The organism is Octadecabacter temperatus (assembly GCF_001187845.1).
GTDB lineage: Bacteria > Pseudomonadota > Alphaproteobacteria > Rhodobacterales > Rhodobacteraceae > Octadecabacter > Octadecabacter temperatus.
Genome location: NZ_CP012160.1, coordinates 2,404,957 through 2,417,325 on the forward strand (window position 1 = coordinate 2,404,957; position 12,369 = coordinate 2,417,325).

At 53.7% G+C, this 12,369-nt stretch carries 15 protein-coding genes and 1 riboswitch; of the genes, 3 read left to right on the top strand and 12 right to left on the bottom strand.

Annotated features, from left to right (window positions below; all coding sequences use genetic code 11):
- Positions 1-52: 52 nt before the first annotated feature.
- From trmB to miaB, 10 genes are all read right to left on the bottom strand, one after another.
- Entirely contained in the window at positions 53-742 is a 690-nt protein-coding gene (gene trmB, locus OSB_RS12070) for a tRNA (guanine(46)-N(7))-methyltransferase TrmB (protein ID WP_049835243.1), read from the bottom strand.
- 31 nt (positions 743-773) lie between these two features.
- Positions 774-1,274, bottom strand: a complete 501-nt coding sequence (locus OSB_RS12075; protein ID WP_049835244.1) for an ABZJ_00895 family protein — start codon at positions 1,272-1,274, stop codon at positions 774-776.
- Positions 1,275-1,345: 71 nt separating this feature from the next.
- Positions 1,346-2,524: a methionine adenosyltransferase gene (gene metK, locus OSB_RS12080; protein WP_049835245.1), complete on the bottom strand. Its 1,179-nt coding sequence runs from the start codon at positions 2,522-2,524 to the stop codon at positions 1,346-1,348.
- Positions 2,525-2,530: 6 nt separating this feature from the next.
- Positions 2,531-2,578: riboswitch (SAM-SAH riboswitch) on the bottom strand.
- Positions 2,579-2,593: 15 nt separating this feature from the next.
- Positions 2,594-4,132, bottom strand: coding sequence for an apolipoprotein N-acyltransferase (gene lnt / locus OSB_RS12085; protein ID WP_234967383.1), 1,539 nt, complete (start codon positions 4,130-4,132; stop codon positions 2,594-2,596).
- Entirely contained in the window at positions 4,125-5,015 is an 891-nt protein-coding gene (locus tag OSB_RS12090) for a hemolysin family protein (RefSeq protein WP_049835246.1), read from the bottom strand. The genes lnt and OSB_RS12090 overlap by 8 nt, the downstream gene beginning before the upstream one ends.
- Before the next feature lie 50 nt (positions 5,016-5,065).
- A complete protein-coding gene (gene ybeY / locus OSB_RS12095) occupies positions 5,066-5,557 on the bottom strand; it encodes an rRNA maturation RNase YbeY (RefSeq protein WP_234967384.1) in 492 nt (163 codons plus the stop codon).
- Between the two features lie 75 nt (positions 5,558-5,632).
- Positions 5,633-6,646 (bottom strand): PhoH family protein, encoded by a 1,014-nt coding sequence (locus OSB_RS12100; protein WP_049835247.1) that lies wholly within the window; start codon positions 6,644-6,646, stop codon positions 5,633-5,635.
- 124 nt (positions 6,647-6,770) lie between these two features.
- Positions 6,771-7,199: a hypothetical protein gene (locus OSB_RS12105; protein WP_049835248.1), complete on the bottom strand. Its 429-nt coding sequence runs from the start codon at positions 7,197-7,199 to the stop codon at positions 6,771-6,773.
- Positions 7,200-7,201: 2 nt separating this feature from the next.
- Positions 7,202-7,771, bottom strand: a complete 570-nt coding sequence (locus OSB_RS12110) for an OmpA family protein (RefSeq protein WP_074202234.1) — start codon at positions 7,769-7,771, stop codon at positions 7,202-7,204.
- 317 nt (positions 7,772-8,088) lie between these two features.
- Positions 8,089-9,396 carry a tRNA (N6-isopentenyl adenosine(37)-C2)-methylthiotransferase MiaB gene (gene miaB / locus OSB_RS12115; protein WP_049835249.1) on the bottom strand — a complete coding sequence of 436 codons (1,308 nt, stop codon included), beginning with the start codon at positions 9,394-9,396 and terminating at the stop codon, positions 8,089-8,091.
- A gap of 108 nt (positions 9,397-9,504) precedes the next feature.
- Between miaB and OSB_RS12120 the strand changes: the two genes are divergently transcribed.
- Positions 9,505-10,368: a hypothetical protein gene (locus OSB_RS12120; RefSeq protein ID WP_049836151.1), complete on the top strand. Its 864-nt coding sequence runs from the start codon at positions 9,505-9,507 to the stop codon at positions 10,366-10,368.
- Between the two features lie 5 nt (positions 10,369-10,373).
- Here OSB_RS12120 and OSB_RS12125 read toward each other — a convergent pair whose 3' ends face one another.
- Positions 10,374-10,790 carry a hypothetical protein gene (locus OSB_RS12125; RefSeq protein WP_244882130.1) on the bottom strand — a complete coding sequence of 139 codons (417 nt, stop codon included), beginning with the start codon at positions 10,788-10,790 and terminating at the stop codon, positions 10,374-10,376.
- Positions 10,791-10,904: 114 nt separating this feature from the next.
- On the bottom strand, positions 10,905-11,333 hold the full coding sequence (gene irr, locus OSB_RS12130; protein ID WP_049835250.1) for a Fur family transcriptional regulator Irr: 429 nt from the start codon (positions 11,331-11,333) through the stop codon (positions 10,905-10,907).
- A 171-nt stretch (positions 11,334-11,504) separates the two neighbouring features.
- Between irr and fabA the strand changes: the two genes are divergently transcribed.
- Positions 11,505-12,014, top strand: a complete 510-nt coding sequence (gene fabA, locus OSB_RS12135) for a bifunctional 3-hydroxydecanoyl-ACP dehydratase/trans-2-decenoyl-ACP isomerase (protein WP_049835251.1) — start codon at positions 11,505-11,507, stop codon at positions 12,012-12,014.
- Positions 12,015-12,111: 97 nt separating this feature from the next.
- On the top strand, positions 12,112-12,288 hold the full coding sequence (locus OSB_RS16715) for a hypothetical protein (RefSeq protein WP_158454120.1): 177 nt from the start codon (positions 12,112-12,114) through the stop codon (positions 12,286-12,288).
- Positions 12,289-12,369: the final 81 nt, after the last annotated feature.

Here is a 12,369-nt window from a genome sequence, read left to right on the forward strand (position 1 = left end):
CCACGCCCCAGCTTCTTTTGTTCTAAAATACCTCGGCCGGAGGCCCCTGAAGTTACAGCTTGCGGAACGTCAGATAGTGCGGCGTGCGGCCCTCGCGCAGTGCTTTTTGTTCATAGCGCGTGGAAATCCAATCATCCCATGCGTCGCCACCCTGCGTCACAAGCTCAAACCCCGCAGGTGGAACTTCTTCAAGCGTTTGACGCACGTAATCAGGAATATCAGTCGCCACACGGAACTCAGCACCCGTTTTCAACACACGCCTCAATGGTTCTAAGTGCTCAGGCGTTACAAAACGGCGACGATGATGGCGCGCCTTGGGCCATGGGTCTGGGTACAGTAAGAATGCTTTGGAAATCGACGCATCCGGCAGAACATCAAACATATCGCGCACATCGCCGGGATAGATGCGCAGGTTATCGACGCTTGCTTGGCGCACCTTACCCAACAGCATCGCCACGCCATTGATGTAGGGCTCGCAACCGATGATGCCCACGTCTGGGTTCGAAGCGGCTTGGTGGATCACATGCTCGCCGCCACCAAACCCGACCTCAAGCCATGTGTCGTTCCCGCCAAACAAAACTTCTAAATCAAGGTTTTCGCGTTCGGGGTTCACGTTCCAATCAACAGCGCCAGGCGACAACGCTGCGAGGTCTTCTTCGAGGTAACCTTTTTGACTGTCTTTAAGGTGTTTGCCCTTAAGACGGCCATAAAAGTTGCGGTGTGGGCGGATCGGATTACTCATGCCAGCCCTTTAACCGCACGTCTCAGCAATCTCAACCTTTACGCGCTTGCTTAGCCGCCAATCGCTCGGCCTTCTTGGCCTCACCACGCAGGCCGGACCACAACATCAGGCGGTTGATCAGTATAAGGAAAACACCAAATACAGCGCCAACCGTCACCAGAATATTTAGACCCTCACCAAAGAGAGACTTCAGTTCTGTCACTTCAGCAGGGGACAAAGGCTGCAACGTCAGGCTAATCCAAACAGCAACAGCGCTTAGCACAAGTGCAAGGATCGCAAAAATCAAAGCCATCAACCACCCTTCACCGCGTGTGGTTTGGCGACCTTCATGTTTGTAGAATGCCTGCGCCACCAAAAGCGTTGGCATGATTGCAGCAAAAATCCCCATCCAGGAATTACCGCCAGAAAAAACTGTTTCCGCGATGTCAGGTGCAAATTTGTAGAGGCCGGCCGTAACCGCATAAAGAACCACAGCAATGATAATATATAGAAATGCATATCGGGCGGAATAATAAGAAATTGATTTATTCATTGTTGTGTCACCTTTTCCAAAAAATAAGGGCGGCACTGTTCAGAAACAGTTCCGCCCCAATGTACAGCTAATTAAACCGCTTTTTTGAGCGCATCGACCAAGGTCGTTGCTTCCCATGAGAAACCGCCATCCGCTTCAGGTGCGCGGCCAAAGTGGCCGTAAGCCGCTGTGCGCTGATAGATCGGCTTATTCAGGTCCAAGTGCGTGCGGATTCCGCGTGGCGTCAGATCAATTACCTTGGGAATCGCAGCCTCAATCGCAGCAGCTTCGACGTTACCAGTACCGTGGGTGTCGACATAGATCGACAACGGGCGGGCGACGCCAATGGCGTAAGACAATTGGACTGTACAGCGTGTCGCCATACCAGCCGCAACAACGTTCTTAGCTAGATAGCGCGAGACGTAAGCTGCAGAACGGTCAACCTTCGTTGGATCTTTACCGGAAAACGCGCCGCCGCCATGTGGTGCGGCGCCGCCGTATGTATCCACGATAATTTTGCGCCCCGTCAATCCTGCATCGCCATCCGGCCCACCAATGACAAATTTGCCCGTCGGGTTCACGTGCCATTCCGTTGCCGCATCGATCCAACCCTCTGGAAGTTCTTCGCGGATGTAGGGTTCAACAACGGCGCGTACATCGGCGCTGGTCATGTTTTCATCCAAATGCTGAGTGGACAGAACGATGGAAGACACACCGACAGGCTTGCCATTTTCATAGCGCACGGAAAGCTGTGACTTTGCGTCCGGACCAAGAGTAGGTTCAGTCCCGTTCTTACGCACTTCCGCCAAACGGCGCAGGATCGCGTGGGCATAGTGGATCGGTGCAGGCATCAGCTCAGGTGTTTCATCAACCGCGTAACCAAACATGATACCTTGATCGCCTGCACCTTCATCACCAGTTTCGCCCGTAACACCCTGCGCGATATGCGCGGATTGTTCGTGCAGCAGGTTCATGACGTTGCAGTACTTCCAATGGAATTTGTCTTGCTCGTAACCGATGTCTTTGATGCAATCTCGTGCGATCTGGTCGATGTTACCCATCATTGCCGCAAGTTTTGCGGGATCAGACAAACCAATCTCGCCCCCAATGACGACCTGATTTGTGGTCGCAAAGGTCTCAACGGCGACACGTGCTTCAGGTTCGACAACAAGCAATGCATCAAGAACCGCATCCGAAATGCGGTCGCAGACTTTGTCAGGATGCCCTTCAGAAACGGATTCCGAAGTAAAAGTATAATTGTTACGTGCCATGGGGAGTGCTCCAGTTAGGTTCAGATCCACGTCAGGAAGCCGTTGTGGACGGTTAGGTTTCGGTACCGCCTAAACCTGCGATCCATCCCCGTCAATGAGTATAGGGGTGCGCCTCACGATGCCGACCAACATGCAGAGGCTCAGCAACACAAACAGCGGCCAGTCACCCATCTTAGCGTATAAAGTCGGCGCAATCGCGCGCGGAACAGCTGCGTCTAGATATCCCGCCTCGTTCAGCGGCAGGCTGTCTGTGATCCTCCCCGACGGGTCAATTATCGCGGATATGCCAGTATTGGCGGCCCGTACCACTGGCAGCCCCTGCTCAATCGCGCGTGCTTGTGCTTGCACCAAATGTTGGCGCGGCCCAGCGCCCTTACCGAACCAAGCGTCATTCGTGAGGATCAATAGCACATCAGGGCGCACTTCTCCGCGCTGCATATCTTCGGGGAAGATACCCTCATAACAGATCAACACACGCGCAAGACCAAGCCCGTCGATCTGCATCAACCCGTCCCCTACCCCCGGCGAAAATCCAGCGACCTGTTCCACCAAGGTGCCAAGGCCAATGGGTTCAAGCAGCCACGCCAGTGGGATGTATTCACCAAATGGCACCAGATGTGCCTTATCAGATATCGCTGTGGCGCTCTCAGGTTGGTCGATCAGAATGGCGGAATTAAAGTAGTTTTCGCCTTCACGCCGCTGAATGCCCGCCACGACAGGCGCGCCGCGTGCAGCAAGTGACATTTGTTCCATCCACGGCTGAGCATAATCCAGCAGCGCAGGTATAGATGTTTCCGGCCAAATCACGACGTCAGGTGCCGCGCCAACGCCGGTCAACTCAATCGCACGATCAAAGAATACCGGCATCCATTCGCGATCCCATTTCTGGTGCTGTGGCGCGTTGGGTTGAACAATACGGACAACACTTTGCGAGTTTGGCACAGCGGATTTAGGGGTCAGCGCGTGTAATCCAAGCGTTGCGAACAATACACCAACCAGCGCGGGCCAGACCAACGTCCATCCCTTGTGCAAGCAAAACGCAACGCCCCCCGCCAGCAAGAACAACAATAAATTAGTCCCGTAGGGGCCAACCCAAGCGAACCAGATGTCGCCAACGCCGCCAACCAGTGTGTAAGACAGCAGTCCCCATGGAAACCCGCTCAGGAAATGACCACGGGCCAATTCAACGACGGCAAGTGTTACAGGCAACCACAACATTACCGAAATGCGTTCATGGGCAATCCAACGCGTCGCCCAAAATGCCAACGCCCAGAATAACGCCAATCCACCGGCCATAAAAAAGATCGCGAAAGGGGCCATCCAACCGTGGCGCACCGGATCAACCAAAAACGGTTCAACCAACCAACGCAGCGTTAACGCAAAATATCCAAACCCTAAGAACCAACCGAACCAAGCGGCGGCGCGGCGGTGCGACGGAACAATGAGAAGGGCCAGTACCAACGCGACCATAACCGCGACAAACTGCATCCCCCAGTCTTCATGGCCTAACGCGGCCAATGCGCCCAGCCCCAGCGGAACCAATCCACGCGCCATGCGCGGCAATGCTGCGAAACGTCCCCGCAGCTCGCTTGGATGCAACTTAGCCACTTGCCGGCGCGCCGATCAAACGAACGCGCAGCCGCTTGATACGTCTTGGATCGGCCTCAACGACCTCGAACACAGGGCCTTCGGGATGCTGAATAACCTCTCCACGTGCAGGAACGTGACCTGCAAGCATGAACACAAGACCACCAAGCGTGTCGATTTCTTCTTCGTCAATCTCTGGATGCTCCGTTAACGGCATACCGATCTCGGCTTCGAATTCGTCCAGTGGTGCCTTGGATTCCGCCATGTAAACGCCCGCCTTTTCCAGCACCCACAATGCATCCTCGTCGGCGTCATGCTCGTCTTCAATCTCACCAACGACTTGCTCAAGCAGGTCCTCAATGGTCACGAGCCCGTCGGTGCCGCCGTATTCATCGATGACCAACGCCATATGAATGCGTTCAGCCTGCATTTTTTGCAGCAATACACCAAGCGGCATAGAGGGAGGAACGAACAACAGGTTACGTCCCAATTCACGCAGATCGAATGACTTTGACTTACCGTTAAAGCCATACTTCAAAGCAAAATCTTTGAGGTTCACAAAGCCAATTGGCGTGTCCAATGTGCCATCAAACACAGGCAGACGCGTCAACCCTTTTTCACGGAACACTTGCACCAGATCATCGCGGCTGATGGTCACCGGAACGGCAACGATGTCGGCCTTTGGGATCATCACATCTTCCACGCGCTTGCGGCGCAGGTTGATCATCCCTCGCGTTTCTAGCTGCGGGGCATAGCCCGCGACCGGCGCGATATCTTCGGGGGTGTCTGAAGGGCTGAGCGCCTCAACAATGCGGCCAAAAAAGCCGCGCTCACTCGTCTGTTCTTCTGTGTCTAACTGCGCGCTTTGCGCCGCGCTAGATGGTCCGTCGTTCGTGTCGCCCATTGTCTCCAAATCCAAAATAGGTCGCTTTGCGTGCGACCAAGAAGCTGTCCTTACGAATATGGGTCAGAGATGTCCAGTTTACCAAGGATTTCTGCCTCTAAACCCTCCATTAACTGTGCATCTTTATCCCGCATATGGTCAAATCCCAACAAATGAAGGGTTCCGTGAACGATTAAATGCGTCACATGGTCGGCAAACGGTTTGCCAGCCTCGGCGGCTTCACGCGCACATGTGTCATATGAAATCGCGATATCGCCCAATTCGCTGTCCACCGGAAGACTTGGCGGGATCGGTTGGTCGCCATCCTGTTCCGCCCCGCGTTCATCCGATGGCCACGATAGCACGTTTGTCGCCGTCCCTTTTTCGCGAAAATCCGCATTGAGGGCCGCGATGCGGGTGTCACCGCAGGCCAGAATACTGATTTCAAATTCGGACGGGTCCAAGCCGATACCCGCTAGCGCCGCATCACATGCGATTTGGACCAAAGGCTCAAGTGTGGCCCATCGGTCGTCTTCTATCAGGATGTCAATTTGTGCTGTCACGGACGCACAACGGGGGCCAGCCCCCGCACCCCCAGGATATTTATTAAACAAAAGCAAAGGTAAGAAAGAATGGGGCTACTTGGGGTCATCGGCTTCGTAGGCTTCGATGATCGCGGCGACGAGCGGATGGCGCACCACGTCTTTTGAAGTGAAGTAATTGAAGTCGATCTTTGAAATGCCCGCAAGAAGGCGTTCAGCATCCCGCAAGCCAGAACTTACACCGCGCGGCAGATCAATCTGGGTGCGGTCGCCTGTGATCACCATGCGAGAGCCTTCGCCAAGTCGCGTGAGGAACATTTTCATCTGCATCGTTGTGGCGTTCTGCGCCTCATCAAGAACAACGAAAGCACGCGCCAGTGTTCGACCGCGCATAAAAGCGAGAGGCGCGATTTCGATCTTCTTTTCTTCGATCAGCTTTTCTACCTGCTTTTGTGGCAGGAAGTCATTCAGCGCGTCATAAAGCGGCTGCATGTAGGGATCGACTTTGTCCTTCATATCACCAGGCAAATACCCCAGTTTTTCACCCGCTTCGACAGCAGGGCGGCTGAGAATGATCTTGTCTACGTGCCCGCCAATAAACAGGTTTACGCCAACAGCGACTGCAAGATACGTTTTGCCCGTCCCTGCAGGACCGATGCCAAAGGCCAGCTCATTTTTGAACAAGGATTTCACGTAGGCTTTTTGCGCTTCAGTGCGCGGCTCAACCATCTTTTTGCGGGTTTTGATTTCGACGCGATCCCCCACGCCAAGATCCATCTGGTCACCAACTGCAGGCACCGTGCCCTTTTCGGAAACGCCCATGCGCACTTCACGGTCAATATCAGCAGGTTCAACGGCGCGGCCTGCCTCTAAGCGCTCGTATAGGGATGTAAGAACCTCAGCCGCTTCTTTCTGTGCGTCAGGTTCCCCGTGAATGGACAGCTGGTTGCCCCGACGAACGACTTGAACGCCTAGCTTTTGTTCGACATCCGCCAAATTTCGATCATGTTCCCCGCAAAGATCGATCAGTAGGAAGTTGTCTGGAAATTCCAACACTTCAGGGGCTGCATCGATTTCGTAAGCGGTCGGGGTTTTGGTGGTTGTAGCCAATCAACTCTCCGGTGTTTGAGGTTTCTTCAATGGTGCAGCCTCAAGCGCCAACGTGCAAGCCGATTCTAGAACGAAAAAGGGCCGCAGATTTCGCTGCGGCCCTCTTCAAACTCTAATTCCAGTACTAGTGGTGCGGTTCGGAAACCGGATGAACCGTATGGAAGTGGCCAGTCGTTGTACGAACTGGTACTTGCTGTACGCTCACAGGAACTGGTTCACCAGGAACGCGGTCTGCAATTCCAGGTGTGCCACTTTCGTAAGGGCCGTAAACGACGCCAGGCTCACCAACACAAACTGGCAGACCGGACACCGGATCAAGGCGGTTGGATGCACGGCCTTCGATGCCGTCATCAATTACCCATGCCTGACAACCGTCTGGCGTAACAGCAATACCTGCAACGTCATTAAGGTGGCCATCAGAGTCACGACCAAGGTCGCCGGCTACAGCGATGTAATCATTTGGACCTTGTATGGTACGCGTACCTTCAAACCCACCACACGCAGAGAGGCTAAGCACAGCCATACCGAGTGAAACTTTTGTAATATTGATCATCATTACCACCTGTAACAGATTACTTCGACGCGGCGGTTTTGAGCCATGCCAGCCGCAGAGTTGTTAGACGCAATCGGACGCGTTTCGCCAAAACCGATTTCACGCTCAATTACAGCACCAACGCTGCGACCTACATTTGCAACTGCGCGGGCGCGGTGCTCTGACAGGGTCTGGTTGTAGCTGTTGGAGGCACGGCTGTCTGTGTGTCCATAGACCGCGTAGCCGGAAACTCCATTTTGGTTAAACACCTGCTGAAGTCGCTGACGTGCTGAATCAGTCAACTGGTGGCTATCCGTGTGGAACATAGAATCTGTTTCACCCGTAAAGCAGGTTTCAATCTTCATACAAACAGGACGACCTGTTTCTGGATTCAAACGGTTAACTTGATACTGCTCAAAGCCACCATCGGCCATCCAGTGCATACAACCATCAGGGTCAATCCAGATACCCCATTGAATACGGCCTACTTGTTCGCCGCGCGCCGCTTGTTGCGAGAACGCTGGCGTCGCCAAAACGCTTATAGCGGCTACGGCCGCTAAACTGCGCTTCAAAGTTCTAATTAAGTGTCGCATGACACACCCCTTTCACTGACTGTTGCCGGTCGGGATCCCACCCGCCCTGCTTTACTTGTCTTCTCACTAAGTTCTGTCACCGCCCAATCCGTTTTCGGTCAAACCGAAGGAAGACTAAGATGCCCCCCAATTGTCGTAACGTCACATTATCTGCTAATGGATAACAAATTTTAGACATATTGGAAGAACTAATCACCACATATTGTAGCTAAACGCGCTACAAAAGAAGTGAATTGGGCTGATTGTTGCAAGAAGTCACAGTATTCGGCCCCGGTCTTCAGAAGCTTAACTAAGCATCGTCTAGGACCGGTTTGACGTTAAACAATTTCGCCGCCAAGCGAGTTTCTTTCAGTCTTTACAACCCTAACATCACGTAGGTCACCAATCGCAACGTCTGTCGTGTCCGCAAAAACCGCGTGAAGGTACTCGGATTTACCGATCATCTGCCCTGTTTCCCGGCCGTGCTTTTCGAAAAGCACCTTAACAGTCCGCCCGACCATAGATTTTTGGATGTCATATTGCTGCTCGCTCAACAGGGATTGAAGGCGATGCAAGCGATCCAATTTCACGTCTTCTTCAACCTGCGCGCGCTCCGCTGCTGGCGTGCCTGGGCGTGTAGAATACTTGAATGAATAGGCCTGCCCGTAGCCGACTGTGCGAACCAAATCCATTGTGTCTTCAAAATCCGCCTCAGTTTCGCCGGGGAAGCCGACAATGAAGTCGCCTGACAGCAGCAAATCGGGTCGCGCTGCCCGAATGCGTTCGATCAATTTAAAATACTGGTCGCGCGTGTGCTTGCGGTTCATCGCCTTAAGCACTTTGTCGGAACCGGACTGAACCGGCAAATGCAAGTAAGGCATCAACTTGTCACAAGTGCCATGCGCATCAATCAAGGCATCATCCATATCGTTGGGATGGGACGTGGTGAAACGAATGCGTTCCAGCCCGTCAACCTTGTCCAGCTCCCAGATCAAGCCAGCAAGCCCACCGTCATGACCGTGATACGCATTTACGTTTTGGCCAAGCAGGGTGATTTCGCGCACGCCTGCCTCAACCAACTCCTGTGCTTCGCGGATGATGCGGTCCGATGGGCGCGAAACCTCGGCCCCACGCGTATATGGAACCACGCAGAACGCGCAAAACTTGTCGCAGCCTTCTTGGACAGTCAAAAACGCGGTTGGTCCGCGTTTGGCCTTCGGGCGGGATTTGAGCGTTTCGAACTTATCGTCTTCAGGGAAATCCGTGTCCAACGCCGTTTCGCCACGGGCCAATGCGTCTTCCATTTGTGGCAGCCGGTGGTAGCTTTGTGGACCAACAACCAGATCGACCATGGGCTGGCGTTTCATGATTTCAGCGCCTTCAGCCTGCGCAACGCAGCCCGCAACGCCAATTTTCAAGTCCGGGTTTGCCGTCTTGAACCCTTTTAGGCGTCCAAGTTCTGAGTAAATCTTTTCGGCCGCTTTTTCGCGAATATGGCAGGTGTTCAGCAGGATCATATCCGCATCTTCCGGCTTATCCGTGGTCACGTAGCCCTTCCCGCCAAGGCTTTCAGCCATGCGTTCACTATCATAAACATTCATCTGGCAGCCGTAGGTTTTGATGAACAGCTTTTTAGGGTCAGACATGGGGAGGCCTCTCAATGGATCAGGGCCGCATTTAGCGCACCCCTACCCCGCTTGCAATGAAGTGCGAATTACCTGACATTGGCCGCAATCAGGCAGAGCATAACAATGATCCATCACGACACCCTTCAAGCCTTCATCGCAGACGGCGCACCCTTGCTTAAAAAGGGACCGATCGCGCTCATTTTTGCGGAAGACGAAGTGGAATTAGACGCCACAATCCGCCACCACCTTGGCGCGGGCTTCAAGCATGTAGTCGTCTTTGCGATGCCAGAATTTGAAGTCGCCGATGATGTAGCCAAAAATATCGTGCGGGTGAGCTACAATATGCTCGCCACCGCTGCGCTTGAAACGGCGGTAAATGCAGTGATGGCTGCCACGGGCGACATCTGGATTTATTACTGCTTCAACGCCGAATTCCTGTTCTTCCCGTTTATTGAACACCGCACTGTCGGCGAAATGATTGCGTTCAACGTCGAAGAACGCCGCGACACGATCCTGTCTTATGTCGTAGATCTGTACACAGGCGATCTGTGGCAGAACACCAATGCTGTTAACATTGATGACGCGCACTTGGACAAAACTGGGTACTACGCGCTGGCCCGTAAAGACCGTTGGAACAACGACCTCGACCGCCAACTCGACTTTTTCGGTGGCTTACGTTGGCGCTTTGAAGAACACATCCCCGCGCCGCGCCGCCGCATCGACCGCGTCGCGATCTTTCGCAACCAACCGGGCTTGGTGTTTAATTCGGATCACACCTTCAATGAACCCGAATACAACACGTACGCGTGCCCGTGGCACAACAATATCACAGCGGCGATCTGCTCGTTCCGAACGGCCAAAGCCCTCAAACGCAATCCCGGCTCGACGTTTGAGATCGACACCTTCAAATGGCACAACTCAACTCAGTTTGAATGGCACAGCCAGCAGTTGCTGGATCTCGGATTGATCGAACCTGGACAGTGGTTCTAAGGCAACTAAGCCACCGCGACTCCCATTTCGTCCCCTTGAGCCGTCCTTTTGTGGGCGGAACTATAGGGCCAATCAGCCGCGGCTTTCACGAGCCCAGCGCGCACAGGGGCTGCCTCGACAAAGGTGCGCCGAAGCGGCGCAACTGCCCCCGAAATTTCGATCACTTCTGTCTCAGCCGCCCAAACGTTGGTTTCGTTCCTGGGCGAATGGTGCTCAAACGCCGAACAAATCAGCTTAATCGCACCGCGCGTTCCAAAATTGGCATCCTGAAACAAGCACAAGAGCTGCATTTCGTTCGGAAGAACGACCGCCGCATCAATTGTAAAATCCCATCGTTGCTGCGCCAACGCCACACAATCGCGCAACAGGCGCACCTGACGCACGAGCAAATCGTCGCTAGCATTCGCCAATCGAAACGTCATTGCGACATATGTTGGACTAAAATTTTGGTTTGGGGCGGGGCAAAATTGCGGGGTGTGATGAGACATGCCCAATCTTGGACCATGCACCCTTAAAAAAATGTGAAACTGGTTAAATCAGCTGCGGCGCAACCGGATCACAACATCAACAGACGCAATTTCAGCACCCATTGGTGCATCCGGCACCCGTGCGATTTCCAATTGGTCCGCTGGCGCATCCGACAGACGGTTCTCGTCTTCCCAATAGAAATGCGGGTGGTCCGACATGTTTGTGTCGAAATAGGATTTTGACCCATCTACGGTAATTTCACGCAACAATCCCGCATCGCAAAACGCGCGCAAAGTGTTGTAGACGGTTGCGAGGGACACTTTTTCCTTGGTCCCAGCCGCCGCATCAAACAGGCTTTCTGCTGTGACATGGCGATCTTTGCCGTCCCCAACAAGCAATCCAGCCAAGGCCATACGTTGACGTGTCGGGCGCAATCCTGCCCCTGCCAGCCAAATTGCCCCACGATCTGTCGCGCTATGTGTTGATACGTCCGTCATATGTCGGTCCTAAGTCTTGATACCCTATAATATGGGACAAACCCGCAAGCATTCAATCTTTAATGCGAATTACGCAATACACACGGCCCTACGTGGCGCCACCCTTGCCCTTAATCGACGCGGGATGCTAGGACCATTCCCAAGTACAACTCCACAGGGAAGACAGGCACCATGAGCGAATATCCATCAAGTTTTGACCGCGAAGACCTTCTGAAATGCGCGCGTGGCGAACTGTTTGGCGAAGGCAACGCCCAGCTTCCTGAGCCACCGATGCTGATGATGGATCGCATTACAGACATCTCAGGTGACGGCGGCGCGCATGGCAAAGGCCACGTTCTGGCTGAGTTCGATATCAAGCCTGACCTGTGGTTCTTTGACTGCCACTTCCCCGGCAACCCGATCATGCCCGGCTGCCTTGGCCTAGATGGTCTGTGGCAGCTGACCGGCTTCAACCTCGGCTGGCGCGGCTGGACAGGTCGCGGCTATGCACTGGGTGTTGGCGAGATCAAACTCAAGGCTATGGTGCGCCCTGACGCCAAGCTGCTGACGTATAAAATTGACTTCACCAAAGCCATCCAAACCCGCCGCCTGACGATGGGCGTTGCTGACGGCATCGTCGAAGTAGACGGCGAATTGGCCTATGAGGTTAAGGATATGAAAGTGGCGTTGAGCGAGAGTTGAGGTCAACACCGCTATGTTTGAAAAACTACAATACAAAAGTCCCCTTTTGATTGCGTCGAGCTTGGTATTCGGTTTCATTTTTTACGTGGGGTTCCGCATGCAATCTGGTGAAAGCATGGGGGGCAATCGTGGCGTCATGCGTTGGATCGCTGAAGCGTTAAACTGGCTGACCGACGCGGTTGGCCCTGCCCTAGCGGGATACGGGATCATGGGGCTAGCCGTCTTCGGTGGCACGTTTGTTGCGATATGGATTTGGCGCGATCCTCTGATGTGATATGTGGTTAACCTCTTCTGAAAGACTGCTTTAACCCCCACTTGCCCCGCTCCCCCTCCTCCCATACACCTAAGAAAACAC